Origin of the sequence: Flavobacterium sp. T12S277, from assembly GCF_048514875.1 — a bacterium.
Classification (GTDB): Bacteria; Bacteroidota; Bacteroidia; order Flavobacteriales; family Flavobacteriaceae; genus Flavobacterium.
The window spans coordinates 214,213-234,917 of the sequence record NZ_JBLYEG010000004.1; the positions used below are offsets into that span (position 1 = coordinate 214,213).

The following is a 20,705-nucleotide window of genomic DNA, read 5'->3' on the forward strand; positions in this document are numbered from 1 at the left end:
TTAACTGCAATAAAAAACAATATCCGTGTACGATTTTATCCTGAAGTTTCAAAAAATGTCTATTTTTACGGCACTAACCTAGACACTATGGATTTATTCATTTATTTATTTGCCGCTCTCTTTTCCGTTTTGAACCCGATCGGAACAGTCCCCATTTTTGTGGGCTTAACACAACATGATTCTCAAAAAGAACGTTCCCGTATTTCTCTTTGGACCGCGATAAATGTTGGAATCATTTTATTGGTTTCTTATTTTATCGGTCAGTATGTTTTGACTTTTTTCGGAATTAGCATTGATGCTTTAAGAATTGCCGGCGGAATTGTAATTGTAAATTCTGGTTTTTCTTTACTTTCAGGAAAATTCAATAAAAAACGAGGAATCAATAAAAAAATTGAAACTGATGCACAACAAAGAAACGACATCGCTTTAACACCTTTGGCAATACCAATGCTTGCCGGCCCGGGATCGATGTCTTTGTTAATTGCTTTTTACCAGGAACATCACGGAATAAACGAAATTATAATTTCATGCTCAGCTATCCTGGCAATTGCATTTACTATTTTTGCCATTTTAAAAAGTGCACATTATTTGGCCCGAATACTCGGTGCTTCAGGAATTGTAGCCATATCCCGAATCGTTGGTTTTATCGTAATTTCAATTGGAATTCAATACATCGTTAGCTCTATCATCAATATCGTTAAAGGAAACCTGATGTAAGATCTCTTTAATAGCAACAAACAAAAAGGGGATAAAACATACGTTTTATCCCCTTTTTCTATACTTAAGAATGTTATTTAACTTCTTGGCAAAAACACTTCAGCCATCATACATCTGGCACTTCCACCTCCGCAGGCCTCAATAGTATCTAAACTCGAACTTAAGATTTCAGCGTGACTTTCTAATTGTGCAATTTGTTTTGGCGTCAGACTCTGATGGGCAGATGCACTCATTACGATATACCTCTTATCATTTGTCCCACGAACTTCAAGCATGTTACCGGCAAAATTATTAACCTGCGCTTCTGTAATCAAAATAACTTCTTTTTTATCCGCTTTAAGATTTTCCAGAACCATTTTACGCTCTTTTTTATCATCGATACAATCGGCACAAATAACGGCAAAAGTTTCACCCAAACACATCATTACATTCGTATGATAAATCAGTTTACGTTCTCCGTCAACAGTTTGAAAAGCTTCAAAAATAACAGGAGCATAATCAAAATCTTCACAGAATTCAATAAATAGCTCTTCGTCAGCGCGAGGAGACAAAGCACAATACGCTTTTCCATTTGCGCGATCTAACAGTAAACTTCCGGTTCCCTCTAAGAAAAAACCATCTTCTTCTGCCGACGTATAATCGACTATGTTAGCAATTTCGAAACCTTTATCTTCAAGTGTATCCAGAATATCTTCACGACGTTCCTGACGACGGTTTTCTGCAAACATTGGATACAAAGCTACATCTCCATTTTCATGAAATGAAATCCAGTTATTTGGAAAAATACTGTCCGGCGTATCTGTTTCCAGCGTATCCTCAACAACAGTAACATCTACTCCAACTGCTCTAAGCTTCTCAACAAAGACATCAAATTCCTGTTGTGCTTTTGCATTTACCGTACTTGGTAAAAGTCCGTCCAATACCTTTTGGTAATAATTATTCACTGCCGTTTGCTCATTCATTCTGAAAGCAACTGGCCGAATCATTACAATTGCATTTGTGGTTTGTTTCATTTTATATGTTTTTTTGGTTTCAGGTTTCAGGTTTCATGTTAATGGAACGTGAAACCTGAAACCTGAAACTTTTTTAGTCTCTTATTAATGGTAAAGTGGAACATCTCAACAATCCCTCCTGCTTTGCAATTTCTGCATATGGAATTTCTTCAACAATAAAACCATTAGCGCGAAGCCAATTGTTCAAACGGGTGAAGTTTTTCTCAGAAACCACTACATTTTCGTCAATCGAAAATACATTTGAGAACATGTTATACATCTCATTTCTTTCGATATGAAATAAATTTTCTATTCCAAAAAGATTTACCAAATACAAATAATCGGCTTCTTCACGGAAACCTCTCTTATAAATAATCCCTTTATCTTTTCCAACAGGCTGAAAACAACAGTCGAGGTGTAAAGCATTGTCACGAGCTTCCAATTTCGATTTCACCAAATCGAATTCTTTGACAATTTTATTCGGAAACGTTCTTTTTATAAAATCTACACCCTGCATATTTGTTCTTGCTGTAATATAATCTTTATAATCACTTCCCTTATAAGTTCCAATAAAAACATGATCGTTCCACAACATAACATCTCCTCCTTCAATATGAACTTCCTCTGGCGGACGAACTACTTTTAAAGGGTCCATCTGATCGATTACATATTGAATGGCATCCAACTCACGTTCTCTGTCCGGCAGAATATTTGATTTCACAAAAGTATCATCTATCACAAAACCTATATCTCTCGCAAAAATCTGATTGTAATTTTCAATCATTTCAGGACGATACACTTTTACATCATATTTTTGAAAAACAGCATTAAAAGCATCCATTTCGGCAACCATATCTTTTTCGATAGGATAAGTACCTGCTTTAATATGTTCCAACGATTTAGGATCATAAGCTTCCTCTAAAGTTGGAGTTGGCCCATTATGAACTGCAGAACCCAAAACTACTGCCCGCAGCCTTGACGTTTCGTTCTTTATATTTAATTGCAACATAACTATATTGTATTTTGAGCAAAGATAAAAAAAGCTTCACAGTTAAGTGAAGCTTTAATTTTTTTTATTTGTTTGACTTAAACTCTCTCAACGGGTGTCCAGTGTAAATTTGTCTTGGTCGGCCGATTGGCTCCTTGTTCTCACGCATTTCTTTCCATTGCGCGATCCAGCCTGGTAATCTTCCGATAGCAAACATTACAGTAAACATATCTGTTGGGATTCCTAATGCTCTGTAAATAATTCCAGAGTAGAAGTCAACATTTGGATATAAATTTCTTGATTTGAAGTACTCATCTTCAAGAGCTGCTGCCTCTAATTTTTTAGCAATTTCCAAAATCGGATCTTCAACACCTAAAGTATCCATTACTTCTTTAGCTGCTTTTTTGATGATTTTTGCTCTTGGATCGAAGCTTTTGTAAACTCTATGACCAAATCCCATTAAACGGAAAGGATCGTTTTTATCTTTTGCTTTTGCTAAGAATTTTTCAGTATCTCCACCATCTTTGTTGATTTCTTCCAACATTTCAAGTACTGCCTGGTTAGCACCTCCGTGTAGAGGTCCCCAAAGCGCAGAAACTCCTGCAGAAATAGAAGCAAATAAACCAGCATGAGATGAACCTACCATTCTTACTGTTGAAGTAGAACAATTTTGTTCGTGATCTGCATGAAGAATAAATAATTTATCTAATGCATCAATTACAATTGGATTTGCTGAGTAAGGTCCTGTAGGCAATTTAAACATTAATTGCATGAAGTTTTCAACGTAACCGGTTGTATTATCATAATAATTCAACGGATACCCCATAGATTTTCTGTAAGTCCATGTTGCAATTACAAGAAATTTACCCATTGTTTTACAAATGGCTTCGTACATTTCTTTTTCATTTTCAACATTTACTGCCTTTGGATTAAATGCTGTTAAAGCACTAGTCAAAGCAGATAAAACACCCATTGGATGAGCTGTTTTTGGGAAACCATCAATGATATTTTTCATTTCTTCGTTTACCAAAGTATGTTTTTTAATACCATTTTCAAATTGCTCCAATTCCTGAGCTGTTGGTAATTCTCCAAAAATTAACAGATAAGATACTTCTAAGAAGCTTGCTTTTTCAGCAACATCTTCAATTGAATATCCTCTGTAACGTAAAATACCTAATTCTCCGTCTAAGAATGTGATTTCACTCTTACAAGAACCTGAGTTTTTATATCCAGGGTCTAAAGTAATAATACCAGTTAAATCACGTAATTTGTTAATATCGATAGCTGATTCATTTTCACTCCCCGTGATTACCGGAAGTTCAATTTTTTGACCATCTACTTCTAATGTAGCTATTTTTGACATAATATATCGGAAATAAATCTTTAAAATAATAATTTATCAAATCTAAGGAATTTAAGACTAATTAAAAAAAGAATCCTGCTATGAATTTGTTAAAACTCCAAAAAAAAACCATCCGTCGAGGCGGATGGTTTAAATTTCATATATAACTCTTACAATTACTTAATCTTAAAAGCATTTAGACCAGGAAAATAAGCTGTACTTCCTAACTCTTCTTCGATTCTTAGCAATTGATTGTATTTTGCCATACGGTCAGAACGGGAAGCAGAACCTGTTTTAATTTGTCCACAGTTTAAAGCAACGGCTAAGTCAGCAATCGTATTATCTTCTGTTTCTCCTGAACGGTGTGACATTACTGAAGTGTACCCTGCATTTTTAGCCATATTTACAGCTGCAATTGTTTCAGTCAATGTACCAATTTGATTTACTTTTACTAAAATTGAATTAGCAATACCTTTTTCAATTCCAGTAGACAAACGAGCTACATTCGTTACAAATAAATCATCACCTACTAACTGAACTTTATTTCCAATTTTTTCAGTCAAATATTTCCATCCATCCCAGTCATCTTCATACATACCATCTTCAATAGAGATAATTGGATATTTAGCAGCCAATTCCGCTAAATAATCAGCCTGCTCTTCAGAAGTTCTGATTTTTCCGGTTTCACCTTCAAATTTAGTGTAATCGTATTTTCCGTTTACATAAAATTCAGAAGCAGCACAGTCAAGAGCAATCATAATTTCGTCACCGAAAGTGTATCCTGCTTTTTCAACTGCCAATTTGATCGTATCTAAAGCGTCTTCAGTACCTCCTGCTAAGTTTGGTGCAAAACCACCTTCATCACCTACAGCTGTACTTAAACCTCTATCGTGTAATACTTTTTTCAAGCTGTGGAAGATTTCAGTTCCCATTTGCATAGCATGCGTAAAAGAAGTTGCTTTTACAGGGAAAATCATAAATTCCTGAAATGCGATAGGCGCATCTGAGTGTGAACCACCATTGATGATATTCATCATTGGTACTGGTAACGTATTGGCAGAAACACCACCAACGTATCTGTATAATGGCAGTCCTAATTCGTTAGCAGCAGCTTTAGCAGCAGCCAAAGAAACTCCTAAAATAGCGTTAGCTCCTAATTTAGATTTGTTAGGAGTACCGTCTAAATCAATCATTAACTGGTCGATTGTATTTTGTTCGAAAACAGAAGTACCCACTAGCTCTTCAGCAATAACAGTATTTACATTGTTCACTGCATTCAAAACTCCTTTTCCAAGATAAGCTTTACCTCCGTCACGTAATTCAACAGCTTCATGCTCTCCGGTTGACGCTCCAGATGGAACGGCAGCTCTACCTAAAACACCATTTTCAGTTACTACATCAACTTCAATTGTAGGATTACCTCTGGAATCAAGAATTTGCCTTGCGTGAACTTTAATTATAATACTCATTATTTTTATTTTTTTATTAATAAATTATATATTTTTTTCGAAATTATAAAAATATTTAATAGTAAAAACGTATTCTAACTAATAAACCTCTTTATTTATTAACTACATCGTTTTAGCAGTAACTTCTTTTATATTCTCGACAAACTGATCGAACAAATACGACGAATCGTGTGGTCCAGGACTTGCTTCCGGGTGGTATTGTACTGAAAAACAATTCTTATTCTTCATGCGCATACCTGCCACTGTTTGATCGTTTAAATGCAAATGTGTAATTTCTAACTCCGGGTGATTGTCTAACTGCTCTTTATTTACAGCAAAACCATGGTTTTGTGAAGTTATTTCACCCTTACCCGTAATTAAGTTTTTCACCGGGTGATTGATTCCACGATGACCGTTAAACATCTTATAGGTCTGAACTCCATTTGCCAAAGCAATTACCTGATGTCCTAAACAGATTCCGAACAAAGGTTTATCATTGGCCAGGATTTCTTTTGCTACTTCTATTGCACCAAAAAGCGGATCCGGGTCTCCGGGACCGTTGGATAAAAAGTAACCGTCCGGATTAAATTCGGATAGATCTTTATATGTTGAATTGTATGGAAACACTTTAATGTAACAATCTCTCTTTGCCAGATTTCTCAAGATGTTTTTCTTGATCCCAAGATCTAAGGCAGATATTTTATAAGTCGCATTTTCATCTCCAAAAAAATAAGGCTCAGTAGTTGAAACTTTTGATGCCAACTCTAAACCTTCCATGTCTGGCACATTGGCTAATTCTTTTTTCAGGTCTTCAATTGAAGTCCCGTCTGTACAGATAACAGCATTCATTGCCCCATTGTCACGAATATAGCTTACAAGTGCTCTGGTATCAACATCAGAAATACAAATTAAGTTTTGCTTCTTAAAGTAATCTTCCAGGCTTCCTGAAGCATCTTCTCTTGAATAATTAAAGCTAAAATTTTTACAAACCAAACCGGCTATTTTGATGCTGTCTGATTCAATTTCAGAATCATTAACACCGTAATTTCCAATATGAGTATTCGTCGCAACCATTATTTGGCCAAAATAAGAAGGATCTGTAAAAATCTCCTGATACCCGGTCATTCCCGTATTAAAACAAACTTCACCAAAAGTCTTACCGCTAATTCCGATAGATTTTCCGTGAAAAATAGTCCCATCAGTAAGTAATAAAATGGCGCTTTGTCGTGTCGTGTATTTCATTCTTTAATTTGTATTGTTTTTTTTAACTGTTTCATGAAACTCCTTTGCGGATTTCCATGTGTAATTAGATATTTTGCAAATTTACTTCTTTAAAAGAGTGCTTCCAAGATTTTTTAAAAATTTCAGCTCTAAAAATAAAACCGAGATACTGAAATAAGTTAAATTTTGATTTCACTCAAAAAAAATCAAAAAAAAAGGATAAACTAAAAATTAGTTTATCCTTGATTTCTATAGAATCATTACTTTCATAATTATTCAGAAGCTTCAGTAGTCGTTTCTGATTCAGCAGCAGGAGCTTCAGGAGTACCTTCCGCTTTTTTAGCTTTACCACCACGACGGCTTTTTGCTTTTTTAACTTCTTTTTTACCTCCATTGTAAAGTTCATTGAAATCTACAAGTTCGATCATTGCCATATCAGCATTATCTCCCAAACGATTTCCAACTTTAATGATACGAGTGTATCCACCTGGACGGTCTCCAACTTTAGCAGCTACGTCTCTGAACAAGTCAGTTACCGCATATTTACTACGTAAGTAAGCAAAAACAATACGACGGTTGTGAGTCGTATCTTCTTTTGATTTTGTGATTAAAGGCTCAACGAATTGTTTAAGCGCTTTAGCTTTAGCAACAGTAGTGTTAATACGTTTGTGCTCGATAAGAGAACAAGCCATATTAGCCAACATAGCTTTTCTATGTCCAGTCTGTCTGCTTAAGTGATTGAATTTTTTTCCGTGTCTCATTGCTATTTTAAATTTAATCCCGCAAGCGGGATTGAATTATTCTTTATCTAATTTGTATTTAGCTAAATCCATTCCGAAAGTTAAATTCTTCACTGCAACAAGTTCGTCAAGTTCAGTTAAAGATTTTTTACCAAAATTACGGAATTTCATTAGATCATTTTTATTGAACGATACTAAATCACCAAGTGTATCAACTTCAGCCGCTTTCAAGCAATTTAATGCTCTCACAGATAAATCCATATCAACAAGCTTAGTTTTAAGCAATTGTCTCATATGCAATGACTCTTCATCATACGATTCTGTTTGTGCAATTTCGTCAGCCTCGAGTGTAATTCTTTCGTCAGAAAATAACATGAAGTGGTGAATTAAAACTTTAGCAGCTTCAGTAAGGGCATCTTTTGGATTAATAGATCCATCAGTTTTAATTTCAAAAACTAATTTTTCGTAATCTGTTTTTTGCTCTACACGGAAGTTTTCAATCGCATATTTTACATTTTTTACCGGGGTAAAAATAGAGTCTGTAAAAATAGTACCAATTGCAGCGTTCTGTTTTTTGTTCTCCTCAGCAGGAACATATCCTCTACCTTTTTCGATTGTTAAATCGAAGTTCAATTTGATTTTAGAATCTAAGTTACAGATAACAAGGTCTGGATTCAAAACTTGAAAACCTGAAATAAATTTTTGAAAATCACCTGCTGTTAATTGATCTTTACCAGAAACAGAAATTGTAACTGCTTCATTATCGATATCTTCGATTTGACGTTTGAAACGTACTTGTTTTAGATTAAGGATAATTTCGGTAACATCTTCAACAACACCTGAAATAGTAGAAAACTCATGATCTACACCTTCGATACGAACAGATGTAATTGCATAACCTTCTAATGCTGAAAGCAAAACTCTTCTAAGTGCATTACCAACTGTCAATCCATAACCAGGTTCTAAAGGTCTAAATTCGAATTTACCTTCAAAATCGGTTGAATCGATCATGATAACTTTATCGGGCTTTTGAAAATTAAATATTGCCATAAATTTCGACTAAGTCAATTATTATTTGTTGTACAACTCTACGATTAATTGTTCTTTAATGTTTTCTGGAATTTGAAGTCTCGCAGGTACAGAAACGAAAGTTCCTTCTTTAAGATCATTGTTCCAAGTAATCCATTCATAAACATGACTTGAATTTGATAAAGAACGTTCGATAGCTTCTAAAGATTTAGATTTTTCACGAACTGCAACTTTATCACCAGGTTTAAGGTGGTAAGAAGCGATATTTACAACTTCACCATTTACAGTAACGTGTCTGTGAGAAACTAATTGTCTAGCACCTCTTCTAGAAGGAGCAATACCCATTCTAAAAACAACGTTATCTAATCTTGCTTCGCATAATTGTAAAAGAACTTCACCAGTAACACCTTTAGTAGCTGATGCTTTTTTGAATAAATTTCTGAATTGTTTTTCTAAAATTCCGTAAGAATATTTAGCTTTTTGCTTTTCCATTAACTGAACAGCGTACTCAGATTTTTTACCTCTTTTTTTAGCCATCCCGTGTTGTCCAGGTGGGTAATTTCTTTTTTCGAAAGATTTATCATCTCCGAAGATTGCCTCGCCAAATTTACGAGCAATTCTAGTTTTTGGACCAGTATATCTTGCCATTTCTAAAAAATTAATTTAAGGTAGAGATTATGAATTCAGGTCAAATCCTTCGATAATCTATGCTCTACCTTGTTTATACTATTGAATAAATAAAATTAAACTCTACGTCTTTTTGGAGGACGACATCCGTTGTGAGGCATTGGAGTAACATCGATAATCTCTGTAACTTCAATTCCACCGTTATGAATAGAACGGATAGCAGACTCACGTCCGTTTCCTGGTCCTTTTACATAAACTTTTACTTTTTTAAGTCCTGCCTCAAGAGCTACTTTACTACAATCTTCTGCTGCCATTTGAGCTGCATACGGAGTGTTCTTTTTAGAACCTCTGAAACCCATTTTACCAGCTGAAGACCAAGAAATAACTTCACCTTTCTTGTTAGTCAAAGAAATGATAATGTTGTTGAAAGTGGCAGAAATATGAGCTTCACCCGTTGATTCAACGATAACTTTACGTTTTTTTGCAGTTGCTTTAGCCATATTACTTATTATTTAGTTGCTTTTTTCTTGTTAGCAACAGTTTTTCTTTTACCTTTTCTTGTTCTAGAGTTGTTTTTAGTTCTTTGTCCTCTTAACGGAAGACCAGATCTATGACGGATACCTCTATAACAACCAATATCCATTAAACGTTTGATGTTCAAAGAAACTTCAGAACGTAATTCTCCTTCAATTTTGAATGCTCCAACAGCCTCACGAATTGCTCCGATCTCGTCGTCATTCCAATCTTGAACTTTTTTGTCTTGGCTAACTTGAGCTTTTTCTAAAATCTCAATAGCTCTACTTCTCCCTAATCCGAAGATGTAGGTTAGTGCTATAACACCTCTTTTATTTTTTGGGATATCTACCCCTGCTATTCTTGCCATAATTATCCTTGTCTTTGTTTAAATCTAGGATTCTTTTTGTTTATTACGTACAATCTCCCTTTTCTACGCACGATAATGCACTCGGCACTTCTCTTTTTTACTGATGCTCTAACTTTCATAGTGAATATCCTTTAATATCGATAAGTAATTCTTGCTTTTGACAAATCATAAGGACTCATTTCCAGTTTCACTTTATCACCAGGTAATAACTTGATGTAATGCATACGCATTTTACCAGAAATATGAGCAATTACGATATGTCCATTTTCTAACTCTACACGGAACATCGCATTTGATAATGCTTCGATGATTGATCCGTCTTGTTCTATTGCTGATTGTTTTGCCATAAATATATTAAGCTACCGCTTTTCTATTTTTACCAGTCTTCATTAAACCATCATAATGCTTGTTTAACAAGTATGAATTGATTTGTTGAATAGTATCTATTGCAACTCCAACCATAATTATTAATGAGGTACCTCCAAAAAACATTGCCCAAGATTGTTGTACATCCATAATACTTACAACAATAGCTGGGAACACAGCAATCAAAGCAAGGAATAAAGATCCTGGGAAAGTTATTAAAGACATCACTTTGTCAAGGAAGTCTGAAGTTTCAGCTCCCGGACGAACTCCAGGAATAAAACCACCACTTCTTTTTAAATCATCGGCCATTTTGTTAGTAGGAACAGTGATTGCAGTATAAAAGAATGTAAATACAATAATTAAAGTTGCAAATACAAAGTTGTACCAAAATCCGAACATATTACTAAACGCACCAACAATAGATTGTGATGTGTCTGATTTAGACAATCCAGCTACAGCTGCAGGAATAAACATAATTGCCTGAGCAAAGATGATTGGCATAACCCCAGAAGCATTAAGCTTAAGAGGAATCCATTGTCTATTACCACCAGCTAAATCCTGCTCGTAATCTCCAGTTGTTGTACGACGAGCGTACTGAACCGGGATTCTGCGTACTGCCATTGTAAGCAATACACAAGAAATGATTACTAATAACCACACAATAATCTCAATAACTAACAACATTGGACCTCCATTGTTATTGGTAACTCTGGTTGTAAATTCTTGTATAAAAGCTTGCGGTAAGCGCGCTAAGATACCAACCATAATCAATAATGAAATTCCATTTCCAATACCTTTATCTGTAATTTTTTCTCCAAGCCACATAGCAAAAATTGTACCTGTAACTAAGATAATAACTGATGAGAACAAAAATTCAGGTGAATTAAAGCCCAGTAAGAATGCACTACCAGGCAATGTTCTATACAAATTATAGATATAAGTTGGACCTTGAACCAGTGTAATAGCTATAGTCAACCAACGAGTGATTTGATTAATCTTTTTTCTACCACTCTCTCCATCGTTCTGAAGTTTTTGTAAATAAGGAATCGCAATTCCCATCAACTGAACAACAATAGATGCAGAAATATAAGGCATAATACCTAAAGCAAAAACTGAAGCTTTAGAGAAAGCACCTCCTGTAAACATGTCCAGGATAGATCCCAGACCATTTTTAGTTTGTCCCGCTAAACCTGTTAACTGAGTTGCGTCAATTCCAGGAAGCGTAACATGTGCACCAAAACGATATACTAAAAGCAATCCTAAAGTAATTAAGATTCTATTTTTCAGTTCTTCGATTTTCCAAACATTACTTATTGATTCAATAAATTTCTTCATCTTAATAGATAAGTTATATAGTTACAGCTTCTCCACCAGCAGCTTCGATAGCAGCTTTTGCAGTAGCGGTAAATTTGTGGGCAGTTACTTTTAATTTTGCTTTCAATTCTCCTCTACCTAAAATCTTAACGATTTCATTTTTGGTAGCCAGACGATTTGCTACGAAATCTGTCATAGAAACAGAATCAGTAATCACACCATTGTCTACTAATAATTGAAGCGTATCTAAATTAACACCTTCGTATTCTTTACGATTGATGTTTGTGAAACCAAACTTAGGCACACGTCTTTGAAGTGGCATTTGCCCTCCTTCAAAACCAATCTTTTTAGAATATCCAGAACGAGATTTTGCTCCTTTGTGACCTCTTGCAGAAGTACCACCTTTTCCAGAACCTTCTCCTCTACCTAATCTTTTATTTTGATTGTGTGTTGACCCTTCAGCTGGTTGTAAGTTACTTAAATTCATAACAGTATTTGTTATTTAGCTTCTTCGACAGAAACTAAGTGTTTAACTTTGTTTATCATCCCAAGGATTGCAGGATTTGAATCATGCTCTACAACTTGTCCCATTTTACGTAGACCTAAAGCTTCCAAACCTCTTTTTTGAGAAAGAGGGCAGTTGATTTTGCTTCTTACTTGTTTTACTAATAATTTAGCCATAATTTCCTTGAATTAACCTTTAAAAACTTTTTCTAAAGAAACACCTCTTTGTTTTGCAACAGTATGAGCGCTTCTCATTTGTAATAAAGCATCAAAAGTTGCTTTTACCACGTTATGAGGATTTGATGATCCTTGAGATTTAGATAATACATCGTGAATACCTACTGATTCAAGAACTGAACGAACAGCTCCACCAGCAATAACTCCTGTACCATGAGAAGCAGGAATTAAGAATACACGTGCACCACCAAATTTACCTTTTTGTTCGTGAGGAACAGATTGTCCGTTCAAAGGAATTTTTACTAAATTTTTCTTAGCATCTTCTACTGCTTTCGCAATTGCTTCAGAAACGTCTTTAGATTTTCCTAATCCATGACCAACTACTCCGTTTTCATCACCTACAACTACAATAGCAGAAAAACCGAAAGCTCTACCACCTTTTGTAACCTTAGTAACACGATTAACACTTACCAGACGATCTTTAAGTTCAAGACCACTTGGTTTTACCAATTCTACATTTTTGTATTTAGACATAATATATTAGAATTTAAGTCCAGCCGCTCTTGCGCCTTCTGCTAATGATTTAATACGACCGTGGTATAAATATCCACCTCTGTCAAAAGTGATGGTATCAATCCCGGCTTTTAACGCTTTCTCTGCAACTAGTTTTCCAACAGCAGCAGCTACTTCAACGTTAGTACCTTTTCCTATTTCTTTTTCTCTTGAAGATGCAGCTAATAAAGTAACTCCGTTTACGTCATCAATAAGTTGAGCGTAAATTTCTTTGTTGCTTCTAAATACAGATAGTCTTGGGTTAGTAGCAGTACCACTAATCGATTTTCTAATTCTGAATCTAATTCTCTGTCTTCTATCAGATTTTGTTAATGACATAATCTTATTTTTTAAGCTGATTTACCTGCTTTTCTTCTTAATACTTCACCCACAAATTTAACACCTTTTCCTTTGTATGGCTCAGGCTTACGGAAACCTCTGATTTTCGCAGCTACCTGACCTAAAAGTTGTTTATCAAACGATGTTAATTTTACGATAGGGTTCTTTCCTTTTTCAGATATTGTTTCTAGAGCTACTTCTGGAGCAATTTCTAAAACAATATTGTGAGAATATCCAAGAGCTAAATCTAACTTTTGACCTTGGTTTGAAGCTCTATAACCAACTCCAACTAATTCAAGTTCTTTTGTAAAACCTTCAGCCACACCAATAATCATGTTGTTGATTAATGATCTGTACAATCCGTGTTTTGCTCTTTGGTCTTTATGATCAGACGATCTTTCAACTTGTACTTGATCGCCTTCAACTGTTACAGTTACGTCCGAAAACTCCTGAGTTAGTTGACCTTTTTTTCCTTTTACTGTAATAATACCGTCTTTAACTTCAACAGTTACACCAGCAGGGATTACAATTGGGCTTTTACCTATTCTTGACATCTTATCTAGTGTTTAAAATTAGTATACGTAACAAATTACTTCACCACCTACATTTAATTGTTTCGCTTGTTTTCCAGTCATAAGACCTTTTGAAGTTGAAACAATTGCAATTCCTAATCCGTTAAGGATTCTTGGTAATTTGGCAGCACCTGCGTACTTACGTAAACCAGGTTTACTAATTCTTTGGATATCTTTAATTACAGGCTCTTTAGTATCTTTATCATACTTCAAAGCAATTTTGATTGAACCCTGAACAGAGTTGTCTTCAAATTTGTAACTTAAGATATAACCTTGATCAAATAAGATCTTAGTTATTTCTTTTTTTAGATTAGAAGCTGGAATTTCGACAACTTTGTGGTTTGCAGCCACAGCGTTACGAACTCTAGTCAAATAATCTGCAATAGGATCTGTATACATATGTATTTGATTGCGATTATGGTTTTCGGGAGACACCCGTCTCCCGAACCTTTAATCAATTAAAATTATTTTTCGGTTTGCAAAAGTAATAACTTATTGCGAGATTACCAAGAAGCCTTTTTTACTCCAGGGATTAATCCATTATTTGCCATCTCACGGAAAGTTACACGTGAAATACCAAATTGACGAATATAACCTCTTGGTCTACCTGTTAATTTACAACGGTTGTGTAAACGAACTGGTGAAGCATTTTTAGGTAATCTTTGTAAGCCTTCATAATCTCCAGCTTCTAATAAAGCTTTTCTTTTTTCAGCGTACTTAGCTACCGTTTTCTCTCTTTTCACCTCACGGGCTTTCATTGATTCTTTAGCCATGTCTTAATTCTTTTTAAAAGGTAAACCTAATTCAGCCAATAACGACTTTGCTTCTTTGTCTGTTTTTGCAGTAGTAACAAAAGTAATATCCATTCCTGAAATTTTGTTTACTTTGTCAATATCAATTTCTGGGAAAATGATTTGCTCTAAAACTCCAAGATTGTAATTACCTCTTCCGTCGAAACCAGTAGCTTTGATACCACTAAAATCTCTAACGCGTGGCAAAGCAGAAGTAATAAGTCTGTCTAAAAACTCATACATTCTCTCTCCACGTAAAGTAACTTTTGCTCCAATAGGCATCCCTTTTCTCAATTTGAAAGACGCAACGTCTTTCTTTGAAATTGTAGATACTGCTTTTTGTCCAGTGATCTTTGTTAACTCATCAACTGCATAGTCAATAAGTTTTTTATCAGATACAGCTGCACCAACTCCACGGCTCAAAACGATTTTTTCAAGTTTAGGAACTTGCATTACGTTTGTATATCCGAATTCTTCTTTAAGAGCAGAGATTACTCTACTCTTATATTCTTCTTTTAGTCTAGGTGTATATGCCATTACTATAGTACTTGATTAGATTTTTTTGAAAATCTTACTTTCTTATCTCCTTCTACTCTAATACCAACTCTAGTTGTTTCCTTAGTTTTAGGATCAATTAGTGAAATGTTAGATATTTGTATAGAAGCTTCTTTCTTAACGATACCACCTTGAGGGTTTTTAGCACTTGGTTTTGTATGTTTCGAAACCATGTTTACACCTTCAACTATCGCTTTATTTTTCTCACGGTAAACACGTAAAACTTTACCTTCAGCACCTTTATGGTCTCCAGCAATAACTCTTACGATATCTCCTGATTTTATTTTTAGCTTTATCATCTTAAAACGAATTAAAGCACTTCTGGTGCTAATGATACAATTTTCATGAATTGTTTTTCACGAAGTTCTCTTGCTACCGGACCAAAAACACGTGTTCCTCTCATTTCCCCTGCAGCGTTCAAAAGAACACATGCATTATCATCGAAACGGATATAAGAACCATCAGCTCTTCTCACTTCTTTTTTGGTACGTACAACAACTGCAGTTGAAACAGCTCCTTTTTTAACGTTACCGTTAGGAGTTGCATCTTTAATAGATACTACAATCTTGTCACCAACAGAGGCATACCTTCTTTTGGTACCTCCTAAAACACGGATAGTTAAAACTTCTTTTGCTCCCGTGTTATCTGCTACTTTTAGTCTTGATTCCTGTTGTACCATAATTATTTAGCTCTTTCTAAGATTTCAACTAATCTCCAACATTTTGTTTTACTTAAAGGACGCGTTTCGCTAATTCTTACAGTATCTCCAATGTTACAGTCGTTTGTTTCGTCGTGTGCAACGTATTTCTTTGTTTTCAACACGAACTTACCGTATAATGGGTGTTTTACTTTTCTTACTTCAGCAATAACAATAGACTTATCCATTTTATTTGAAGTAACAACACCTATTCTTTCTTTTCTTAAATTTCTTTTTTCTTCCATCTTTCAGCAGAATACAATTATTGTAACTCTCTTTTAGTTAACTCTGTAGCCAATCTTGCAACTGTTCTTCTTACACTTCTAATTTGAAGTGGGTTCTCAATTGGAGAAATAGCGTGAGCCATTTTTAGGTCAGCATATATTTTCTTAGTTTGACTAAGTTTTTCTTGCAACTCCGCTGCAGAAAGATCTTTTATTTCTGATTGTTTCATAATATAAATTTAATTATGCTTCGAAATCTCTAGCAACGACGAATTTAGTTTTTACTGGAAGCTTTTGAGCTGCAAGACGTAACGCCTCTTTTGCAACTGATAAAGGAACTCCTCCAACTTCAAACATAATTCTTCCGGGTTTAACAACGGCAGCCCAATATTCAACGGCACCTTTACCTTTACCCATACGTACCTCAAGAGGCTTCTTAGTAATTGGTTTGTCTGGAAATATTTTGATCCATAATTGTCCTTCTCTCTTCATGAAACGAGTTGCAGCGATACGCGCAGCTTCGATTTGACGAGAGGTTAAGAACATTCCATCTTCATGTACAGATTTAATACCAAACATTCCATTAGAAAGTTCATGCCCTCTTTGAGAGTTACCTTTCATTTTACCTTTTTGTACCTTACGGTATTTTGTTCTTTTAGGCTGTAACATTTTTCTTTAGTTTAAAAATTTACTTTCTTTTACGAGCGTCTGGTTTTCCACCTTTATTAAAGTTAGATTTACCTCTAGGGGCATCTCCACCTTTACCACCACCAGTTCCAGATTGTTTTTTATCCATTCCTGCAAGCGGAGAAAGATCTCTCTTTCCATAAACTTCACCTTTCATGATCCATACTTTGATACCCATTCTACCGTAAGTAGTGTGAGCTTCAGCCAAAGCATAATCAATATCAGCTCTGAAAGTTGATAGAGGAATTCTACCTTCTTTGAAACCTTCTGAACGCGCCATCTCAGCACCATTCAAACGACCAGAAATCAAAACTTTGATACCTTCAGCGTTCATACGCATAGAAGCAGCAATAGCCATTTTGATTGCACGTCTGTAAGAAATACGGCTTTCGATTTGACGAGCGATGCTTGTCGCCACAAGATAAGCATCTAACTCAGGTCTTTTAATTTCAAAGATGTTGATTTGAACCTCTTTGTCAGTAACTTTCTTAAGTTCTTCTTTCAACTTGTCTACCTCTTGTCCACCTTTTCCGATAATGATACCAGGTCTGGCAGTAGTGATAGTAACGGTTACAAGTTTCAAAGTTCTCTCGATGATTACTTTAGATACACTAGCTTTTGATAAACGAGCGTGGATATACTTTCTGATTTTGTGATCTTCGGCTAATTTATCACCGTAATCATTTCCACCATACCAGTTTGAGTCCCACCCTCTGATGATACCAAGTCTATTTCCAATTGGATTTGTCTTTTGTCCCATGCTGCTTAAGAATTGCTTTGTGTGTTATTGATAGCTCCAAGCACGATTGTTACGTGATTAGAACGTTTTCTTATTCTGTGTGCACGACCTTGTGGAGCTGGACGAAGTCTTTTCAACATCATTCCACCATCTACTCTGATCTCTTTAACAAATAATCCAGCCTCTTCTAAATTACCTTCACTATTTTTTTGCTCCCAGTTGTTGATTGCAGATAATAATAGTTTTTCTAGTTTTCTTGAAGCTTCTTTAGAACTGAATCTTAAGATGTTAAGTGCTCTTTCTACCTTCTGACCTCTTACCAAGTCCGCTACTAAGCGCATTTTTCTAGGTGAAGTAGGGCAGTTATTCAATTTTGCGAAAGCAATAGACTTATTAGCCTCTTTTCTCGCATCTGCTGTTTCTCTTTTACGAACTCCCATTGCTTCTTATTTTTTACCTTTATTTTTTGCTCCAGCATGACCTCTAAAAGATCTAGTTGGTGAAAACTCTCCTAATTTGTGACCTACCATGTTTTCTGTTACGTAAACTGGTACAAATTGACGACCGTTATGAACTGCGATTGTTTGTCCAACAAAGTCTGGAGTAATCATGGAAGCTCTAGACCAAGTCTTTACTACTCCATTTTTTCCGCTTTCAATGTTTTCTTGAACTTTCTTGTCTAACTTATAATGAACGAAAGGTCCTTTTTTTAATGAACGTGCCATATCTTATTATTTCTTTCTACGTTCTACGATATACTTGTTACTCGGGTTTTTCTTAGAACGAGTTCTATAACCTTTTGCTGGTATTCCATTTCTTGAACGTGGATGTCCACCAGAAGAACGTCCTTCTCCACCACCCATTGGGTGATCAACAGGGTTCATTGCAACAGGTCTTGTTCTAGGTCTTCTTCCTAACCATCTTGTTCTACCAGCTTTTCCTGATACAACTAATTGGTGGTCTGAATTAGAAACAGCTCCAATTGTAGCCGAACAAGTTAACAAGATCAATCTTGTTTCACCAGATGGCATTTTAATTGTAGCATATTTTCCATCTCTTGCCATTAACTGAGCAAATGTTCCAGCTGAACGAGCGATTACCGCACCTTGACCTGGACGTAACTCAATACAAGAGATTACAGTTCCCAAAGGAATTCTGCTTAAAGGCAATGTATTACCAATTTCAGGTTGAGATTCTGGACCAGAAACTAATTTCTGACCAACTTTCAATCCGTTTTGAGCAATAATATAAGTTTTCTCACCATCAGCATAAGCTAATAAAGCGATAAATGCAGTACGATTTGGATCGTATTCGATTGATTTCACAGTAGCCGGAATTCCGTCTTTAGTTCTTTTGAAATCAATAATACGATATCTCTGCTTGTGACCACCACCCGTATAACGCATGGTCATCTTTCCTTGACTATTTCTACCTCCAGAGTTTTTTATCGGCGCTATCAAAGAGCGTTCCGGCTTATCAGTTGTAATGGCGTCATAACCATTCACAACTCTAAATCGCTGACCTGGGGTAATAGGTTTTAATTTTCTTACTGACATTTTTCTATCTTAGATATTGTTGTAAAAATCAATTGTTTCTCCTTCTTGTACTTGTACAATTGCTTTTTTAATTGCATTTGTCTTTCCACTGATTAAACCACTTTTAGTGTATTTTGTAGTTCTATCCGGTCTTACGTTCATCGTGTTAACTGAAACGATAGTTACTCCATAAGCAGCTTCAACAGCTTTCTTAATTTGAACTTTGTTTGCTTTTTTGTCAACAACGAATCCGAAGCGGTTTAAAACTTCACTTTCTTTGGTTACTTTTTCCGTTACTATAGGTCTAATTATGATACTCATATTCCTATTATTTACTTAAATTTTCTTCAATTAACTCCAAAGAACCTTCTAAAAGCACTAAATTGTTAGTGTTTAAAATAGCGTAAGTGCTTAATTCTGAGCTAGTTACGACATTAGAAGCCTTTAAATTGCGTGACGACAAATATACATTTTTATTCGACTCACCCAACACAAATAAGGATTTTTTATTCTCTAACCCTAAAGCTTTCAAAACGTTAATGAAATTTTTAGTGTTTGGCGCTTCAAAATTAAAGTCTTCAAGAACGATGATATTCGACTCTTTTGCTTTGATTGAGAAAGCTGATTTTCTTGCCAATCTTTTCAAGCTTTTATTCAATTTGAATGAATAACTTCTTGGTCTTGGTCCGAAAATTGTTCCACCACCTTTAAACAATGGATTTTTGATACTTCCCGCACGAGCTGTACCAGTTCCTTTTTGTTTTTTAATCTTACGTGTACTTCCTGTCACTTCAGCTCTTTCTTTAGCTTTGTGAGTACCTTGTCTTTGATTAGCAAGATATTGCTTAACATCAAGGTATACAGCGTGATTGTTTGGTTCAATTGCGAATACTGAATCAGAAAGTTGAACTTTTCTTCCAGTATCTTTTCCGTTGAAATCTAATACTTTTACTTCCATTACTTCTGAATGATTACATAAGAGTTTTTATGTCCAGGAACGCATCCTTTAATAACAAGTAGGTTCTTTTCAGCTACTACTTTTAAAACTCTAAGGTTTTGAACTTTTACATTGTCTCCTCCCATTCTTCCAGCCATACGCATTCCTTTGAATACTCTAGATGGATAAGAAGATGCTCCTACAGAACCTGGCGCTCTTAAACGGTTGTGTTGACCGTGAGTTGCTTGTCCAACACCACCAAAACCGTGACGTTTAACAACCCCTTGAAAACCTTTACCTTTAGATACACCTTGTACATCTACAAATTCTCCTTCAGCAAAAATAGAAACATCAATAAGATCTCCTAATTTTTGTTCAGTTGCAAAATCTTGAAATTCAACGACTTTTTTCTTAGCAACAGTTCCAGCTTTTTTAAAGTGACCTACAGCCGCTTTAGTGGAATGTTTCTCGTTTTTGTCATCGAAACCAAGTTGCAACGCTTCGTACCCGTCAACACCTTTGGTTCTGACTTGGGTAACAACACACGGCCCAGCCTCGATTACTGTACAAGGAATGTTTTTCCCGTTTTCGTCGAAAATACTAGTCATGCCGATTTTTTTACCAATTAACCCAGACATAAATATTAATTATTAATTACTAAAATTCCCTTCAATTTGAAAATAACAGAAATTTCCAAACAGGGAGTGCAAAAGTAGATATTAAAATTGA

34 protein-coding genes are annotated in these 20,705 nt (G+C 35.3%); 1 reads left to right on the plus strand and 33 read right to left on the minus strand.

The window, feature by feature from the left end:
• Positions 1-87: 87 nt before the first annotated feature.
• Positions 88-717: a MarC family protein gene (locus ACN1CN_RS08670; RefSeq protein ID WP_173967247.1), complete on the plus strand. Its 630-nt coding sequence runs from the start codon at positions 88-90 to the stop codon at positions 715-717.
• 77 nt (positions 718-794) lie between these two features.
• Here ACN1CN_RS08670 and ctlX read toward each other — a convergent pair whose 3' ends face one another.
• The 33 genes from ctlX to rplC all read right to left on the minus strand — a co-directional run bounded on the left by ctlX (position 795) and on the right by rplC (position 20,614).
• A complete protein-coding gene (ctlX, locus tag ACN1CN_RS08675) occupies positions 795-1,730 on the minus strand; it encodes a citrulline utilization hydrolase CtlX (RefSeq protein WP_419135376.1) in 936 nt (311 codons plus the stop codon).
• Between the two features lie 73 nt (positions 1,731-1,803).
• Positions 1,804-2,718 (minus strand): dimethylarginine dimethylaminohydrolase family protein, encoded by a 915-nt coding sequence (locus ACN1CN_RS08680; protein ID WP_419135377.1) that lies wholly within the window; start codon positions 2,716-2,718, stop codon positions 1,804-1,806.
• Between the two features lie 64 nt (positions 2,719-2,782).
• Entirely contained in the window at positions 2,783-4,060 is a 1,278-nt protein-coding gene (locus ACN1CN_RS08685; protein ID WP_264525344.1) for a citrate synthase, read from the minus strand.
• Between the two features lie 155 nt (positions 4,061-4,215).
• Positions 4,216-5,508, minus strand: coding sequence for a phosphopyruvate hydratase (gene eno, locus ACN1CN_RS08690; RefSeq protein WP_053470835.1), 1,293 nt, complete (start codon positions 5,506-5,508; stop codon positions 4,216-4,218).
• 102 nt (positions 5,509-5,610) lie between these two features.
• Positions 5,611-6,729, minus strand: a complete 1,119-nt coding sequence (gene carA / locus ACN1CN_RS08695) for a glutamine-hydrolyzing carbamoyl-phosphate synthase small subunit (RefSeq protein ID WP_419135378.1) — start codon at positions 6,727-6,729, stop codon at positions 5,611-5,613.
• A gap of 251 nt (positions 6,730-6,980) precedes the next feature.
• Positions 6,981-7,469, minus strand: coding sequence for a 50S ribosomal protein L17 (rplQ, locus tag ACN1CN_RS08700; protein ID WP_017495007.1), 489 nt, complete (start codon positions 7,467-7,469; stop codon positions 6,981-6,983).
• Positions 7,470-7,505: 36 nt separating this feature from the next.
• Positions 7,506-8,498 carry a DNA-directed RNA polymerase subunit alpha gene (locus ACN1CN_RS08705; RefSeq protein WP_026109818.1) on the minus strand — a complete coding sequence of 331 codons (993 nt, stop codon included), beginning with the start codon at positions 8,496-8,498 and terminating at the stop codon, positions 7,506-7,508.
• Between the two features lie 21 nt (positions 8,499-8,519).
• Positions 8,520-9,125: a 30S ribosomal protein S4 gene (gene rpsD / locus ACN1CN_RS08710; RefSeq protein WP_026982953.1), complete on the minus strand. Its 606-nt coding sequence runs from the start codon at positions 9,123-9,125 to the stop codon at positions 8,520-8,522.
• A gap of 95 nt (positions 9,126-9,220) precedes the next feature.
• On the minus strand, positions 9,221-9,604 hold the full coding sequence (gene rpsK / locus ACN1CN_RS08715) for a 30S ribosomal protein S11 (RefSeq protein ID WP_007803677.1): 384 nt from the start codon (positions 9,602-9,604) through the stop codon (positions 9,221-9,223).
• 8 nt (positions 9,605-9,612) lie between these two features.
• Entirely contained in the window at positions 9,613-9,987 is a 375-nt protein-coding gene (rpsM, locus tag ACN1CN_RS08720) for a 30S ribosomal protein S13 (RefSeq protein ID WP_056245953.1), read from the minus strand.
• 2 nt (positions 9,988-9,989) lie between these two features.
• A complete protein-coding gene (gene ykgO, locus ACN1CN_RS08725; protein ID WP_002987490.1) occupies positions 9,990-10,106 on the minus strand; it encodes a type B 50S ribosomal protein L36 in 117 nt (38 codons plus the stop codon).
• Positions 10,107-10,118: 12 nt separating this feature from the next.
• Entirely contained in the window at positions 10,119-10,334 is a 216-nt protein-coding gene (gene infA / locus ACN1CN_RS08730) for a translation initiation factor IF-1 (protein WP_007136545.1), read from the minus strand.
• Positions 10,335-10,341: 7 nt separating this feature from the next.
• Complete coding sequence (gene secY / locus ACN1CN_RS08735; RefSeq protein WP_017495008.1) at positions 10,342-11,688, minus strand: preprotein translocase subunit SecY; 1,347 nt, start codon at positions 11,686-11,688, stop codon at positions 10,342-10,344.
• Between the two features lie 13 nt (positions 11,689-11,701).
• Positions 11,702-12,154 carry a 50S ribosomal protein L15 gene (rplO, locus tag ACN1CN_RS08740; protein WP_017495009.1) on the minus strand — a complete coding sequence of 151 codons (453 nt, stop codon included), beginning with the start codon at positions 12,152-12,154 and terminating at the stop codon, positions 11,702-11,704.
• 11 nt (positions 12,155-12,165) lie between these two features.
• On the minus strand, positions 12,166-12,348 hold the full coding sequence (rpmD, locus tag ACN1CN_RS08745; RefSeq protein WP_017495010.1) for a 50S ribosomal protein L30: 183 nt from the start codon (positions 12,346-12,348) through the stop codon (positions 12,166-12,168).
• A 12-nt stretch (positions 12,349-12,360) separates the two neighbouring features.
• Entirely contained in the window at positions 12,361-12,885 is a 525-nt protein-coding gene (rpsE, locus tag ACN1CN_RS08750) for a 30S ribosomal protein S5 (RefSeq protein WP_085950926.1), read from the minus strand.
• 3 nt (positions 12,886-12,888) lie between these two features.
• Positions 12,889-13,239: a 50S ribosomal protein L18 gene (gene rplR, locus ACN1CN_RS08755; protein WP_072960630.1), complete on the minus strand. Its 351-nt coding sequence runs from the start codon at positions 13,237-13,239 to the stop codon at positions 12,889-12,891.
• Between the two features lie 11 nt (positions 13,240-13,250).
• Positions 13,251-13,793 (minus strand): 50S ribosomal protein L6, encoded by a 543-nt coding sequence (gene rplF, locus ACN1CN_RS08760; protein WP_264525345.1) that lies wholly within the window; start codon positions 13,791-13,793, stop codon positions 13,251-13,253.
• Between the two features lie 18 nt (positions 13,794-13,811).
• Positions 13,812-14,210, minus strand: coding sequence for a 30S ribosomal protein S8 (gene rpsH / locus ACN1CN_RS08765; protein WP_017495014.1), 399 nt, complete (start codon positions 14,208-14,210; stop codon positions 13,812-13,814).
• Positions 14,211-14,314: 104 nt separating this feature from the next.
• Positions 14,315-14,584, minus strand: coding sequence for a 30S ribosomal protein S14 (gene rpsN, locus ACN1CN_RS08770; protein ID WP_008464305.1), 270 nt, complete (start codon positions 14,582-14,584; stop codon positions 14,315-14,317).
• Between the two features lie 3 nt (positions 14,585-14,587).
• Entirely contained in the window at positions 14,588-15,139 is a 552-nt protein-coding gene (gene rplE, locus ACN1CN_RS08775; protein ID WP_017495015.1) for a 50S ribosomal protein L5, read from the minus strand.
• Between the two features lie 2 nt (positions 15,140-15,141).
• The gene (gene rplX / locus ACN1CN_RS08780) at positions 15,142-15,456 is read right to left on the minus strand and encodes a 50S ribosomal protein L24 (protein ID WP_007803650.1); all 315 of its coding nucleotides are present in this window, start codon (positions 15,454-15,456) and stop codon (positions 15,142-15,144) included.
• An 11-nt stretch (positions 15,457-15,467) separates the two neighbouring features.
• On the minus strand, positions 15,468-15,836 hold the full coding sequence (gene rplN / locus ACN1CN_RS08785) for a 50S ribosomal protein L14 (protein WP_007803649.1): 369 nt from the start codon (positions 15,834-15,836) through the stop codon (positions 15,468-15,470).
• Between the two features lie 2 nt (positions 15,837-15,838).
• A complete protein-coding gene (rpsQ, locus tag ACN1CN_RS08790; protein WP_007803646.1) occupies positions 15,839-16,099 on the minus strand; it encodes a 30S ribosomal protein S17 in 261 nt (86 codons plus the stop codon).
• Positions 16,100-16,116: 17 nt separating this feature from the next.
• Positions 16,117-16,308 carry a 50S ribosomal protein L29 gene (gene rpmC / locus ACN1CN_RS08795; protein ID WP_007803639.1) on the minus strand — a complete coding sequence of 64 codons (192 nt, stop codon included), beginning with the start codon at positions 16,306-16,308 and terminating at the stop codon, positions 16,117-16,119.
• Positions 16,309-16,321: 13 nt separating this feature from the next.
• Positions 16,322-16,747: a 50S ribosomal protein L16 gene (gene rplP, locus ACN1CN_RS08800; RefSeq protein WP_007803637.1), complete on the minus strand. Its 426-nt coding sequence runs from the start codon at positions 16,745-16,747 to the stop codon at positions 16,322-16,324.
• Between the two features lie 19 nt (positions 16,748-16,766).
• Positions 16,767-17,525, minus strand: a complete 759-nt coding sequence (gene rpsC, locus ACN1CN_RS08805; RefSeq protein WP_012022487.1) for a 30S ribosomal protein S3 — start codon at positions 17,523-17,525, stop codon at positions 16,767-16,769.
• 5 nt (positions 17,526-17,530) lie between these two features.
• Positions 17,531-17,944, minus strand: a complete 414-nt coding sequence (gene rplV, locus ACN1CN_RS08810) for a 50S ribosomal protein L22 (RefSeq protein ID WP_007803631.1) — start codon at positions 17,942-17,944, stop codon at positions 17,531-17,533.
• 6 nt (positions 17,945-17,950) lie between these two features.
• Positions 17,951-18,229: a 30S ribosomal protein S19 gene (rpsS, locus tag ACN1CN_RS08815; protein ID WP_031456039.1), complete on the minus strand. Its 279-nt coding sequence runs from the start codon at positions 18,227-18,229 to the stop codon at positions 17,951-17,953.
• Positions 18,230-18,235: 6 nt separating this feature from the next.
• Positions 18,236-19,060, minus strand: coding sequence for a 50S ribosomal protein L2 (rplB, locus tag ACN1CN_RS08820; protein WP_173967238.1), 825 nt, complete (start codon positions 19,058-19,060; stop codon positions 18,236-18,238).
• A 9-nt stretch (positions 19,061-19,069) separates the two neighbouring features.
• Positions 19,070-19,360: a 50S ribosomal protein L23 gene (gene rplW, locus ACN1CN_RS08825; RefSeq protein ID WP_017495018.1), complete on the minus strand. Its 291-nt coding sequence runs from the start codon at positions 19,358-19,360 to the stop codon at positions 19,070-19,072.
• 7 nt (positions 19,361-19,367) lie between these two features.
• On the minus strand, positions 19,368-19,997 hold the full coding sequence (gene rplD, locus ACN1CN_RS08830; protein WP_065450855.1) for a 50S ribosomal protein L4: 630 nt from the start codon (positions 19,995-19,997) through the stop codon (positions 19,368-19,370).
• Positions 19,997-20,614, minus strand: coding sequence for a 50S ribosomal protein L3 (gene rplC, locus ACN1CN_RS08835; RefSeq protein WP_026982958.1), 618 nt, complete (start codon positions 20,612-20,614; stop codon positions 19,997-19,999). The genes rplD and rplC overlap by 1 nt, the downstream gene beginning before the upstream one ends.
• Positions 20,615-20,705: the final 91 nt, after the last annotated feature.

Bases quoted from the DNA above. Each gene is read 5' to 3' on its own strand.
- rplR (WP_072960630.1), bottom strand. From the start codon at position 13,239: ATGTCATTAACAAAATCTGATAGAAGACAGAGAATTAGATTCAGAATT.
- ykgO (WP_002987490.1), bottom strand. From the start codon at position 10,106: ATGAAAGTTAGAGCATCAGTAAAAAAGAGAAGTGCCGAGTGCATTATC.
- rplV (WP_007803631.1), bottom strand. From the start codon at position 17,944: ATGGGAGTTCGTAAAAGAGAAACAGCAGATGCGAGAAAAGAGGCTAAT.
- rplW (WP_017495018.1), bottom strand. From the start codon at position 19,360: ATGAGTATCATAATTAGACCTATAGTAACGGAAAAAGTAACCAAAGAA.
- ACN1CN_RS08680 (WP_419135377.1), bottom strand. From the start codon at position 2,718: ATGTTGCAATTAAATATAAAGAACGAAACGTCAAGGCTGCGGGCAGTA.
- secY (WP_017495008.1), bottom strand. From the start codon at position 11,688: ATGAAGAAATTTATTGAATCAATAAGTAATGTTTGGAAAATCGAAGAA.
- rplP (WP_007803637.1), bottom strand. From the start codon at position 16,747: ATGTTACAGCCTAAAAGAACAAAATACCGTAAGGTACAAAAAGGTAAA.
- ACN1CN_RS08670 (WP_173967247.1), top strand. From the start codon at position 88: ATGGATTTATTCATTTATTTATTTGCCGCTCTCTTTTCCGTTTTGAAC.
- rplQ (WP_017495007.1), bottom strand. From the start codon at position 7,469: ATGAGACACGGAAAAAAATTCAATCACTTAAGCAGACAGACTGGACAT.
- rplC (WP_026982958.1), bottom strand. From the start codon at position 20,614: ATGTCTGGGTTAATTGGTAAAAAAATCGGCATGACTAGTATTTTCGAC.
- ACN1CN_RS08685 (WP_264525344.1), bottom strand. From the start codon at position 4,060: ATGTCAAAAATAGCTACATTAGAAGTAGATGGTCAAAAAATTGAACTT.
- rplX (WP_007803650.1), bottom strand. From the start codon at position 15,456: ATGATAAAGCTAAAAATAAAATCAGGAGATATCGTAAGAGTTATTGCT.
- eno (WP_053470835.1), bottom strand. From the start codon at position 5,508: ATGAGTATTATAATTAAAGTTCACGCAAGGCAAATTCTTGATTCCAGA.
- rpsK (WP_007803677.1), bottom strand. From the start codon at position 9,604: ATGGCTAAAGCAACTGCAAAAAAACGTAAAGTTATCGTTGAATCAACG.
- rplN (WP_007803649.1), bottom strand. From the start codon at position 15,836: ATGGTACAACAGGAATCAAGACTAAAAGTAGCAGATAACACGGGAGCA.
- infA (WP_007136545.1), bottom strand. From the start codon at position 10,334: ATGGCAAAACAATCAGCAATAGAACAAGACGGATCAATCATCGAAGCA.
- rplO (WP_017495009.1), bottom strand. From the start codon at position 12,154: ATGAATTTAAGTAACTTACAACCAGCTGAAGGGTCAACACACAATCAA.
- rpsN (WP_008464305.1), bottom strand. From the start codon at position 14,584: ATGGCTAAAGAATCAATGAAAGCCCGTGAGGTGAAAAGAGAGAAAACG.
- rpsD (WP_026982953.1), bottom strand. From the start codon at position 9,125: ATGGCAAGATATACTGGTCCAAAAACTAGAATTGCTCGTAAATTTGGC.
- rplE (WP_017495015.1), bottom strand. From the start codon at position 15,139: ATGGCATATACACCTAGACTAAAAGAAGAATATAAGAGTAGAGTAATC.
- rpmD (WP_017495010.1), bottom strand. From the start codon at position 12,348: ATGGCTAAATTATTAGTAAAACAAGTAAGAAGCAAAATCAACTGCCCT.
- rpsH (WP_017495014.1), bottom strand. From the start codon at position 14,210: ATGTATACAGATCCTATTGCAGATTATTTGACTAGAGTTCGTAACGCT.
- carA (WP_419135378.1), bottom strand. From the start codon at position 6,729: ATGAAATACACGACACGACAAAGCGCCATTTTATTACTTACTGATGGG.
- rplF (WP_264525345.1), bottom strand. From the start codon at position 13,793: ATGTCAAGAATAGGTAAAAGCCCAATTGTAATCCCTGCTGGTGTAACT.
- ACN1CN_RS08705 (WP_026109818.1), bottom strand. From the start codon at position 8,498: ATGGCAATATTTAATTTTCAAAAGCCCGATAAAGTTATCATGATCGAT.
- rpsS (WP_031456039.1), bottom strand. From the start codon at position 18,229: ATGGCACGTTCATTAAAAAAAGGACCTTTCGTTCATTATAAGTTAGAC.
- rplB (WP_173967238.1), bottom strand. From the start codon at position 19,060: ATGTCAGTAAGAAAATTAAAACCTATTACCCCAGGTCAGCGATTTAGA.
- rplD (WP_065450855.1), bottom strand. From the start codon at position 19,997: ATGGAAGTAAAAGTATTAGATTTCAACGGAAAAGATACTGGAAGAAAA.
- rpsQ (WP_007803646.1), bottom strand. From the start codon at position 16,099: ATGGAAGAAAAAAGAAATTTAAGAAAAGAAAGAATAGGTGTTGTTACT.
- rpsC (WP_012022487.1), bottom strand. From the start codon at position 17,525: ATGGGACAAAAGACAAATCCAATTGGAAATAGACTTGGTATCATCAGA.
- rpmC (WP_007803639.1), bottom strand. From the start codon at position 16,308: ATGAAACAATCAGAAATAAAAGATCTTTCTGCAGCGGAGTTGCAAGAA.
- rpsM (WP_056245953.1), bottom strand. From the start codon at position 9,987: ATGGCAAGAATAGCAGGGGTAGATATCCCAAAAAATAAAAGAGGTGTT.
- ctlX (WP_419135376.1), bottom strand. From the start codon at position 1,730: ATGAAACAAACCACAAATGCAATTGTAATGATTCGGCCAGTTGCTTTC.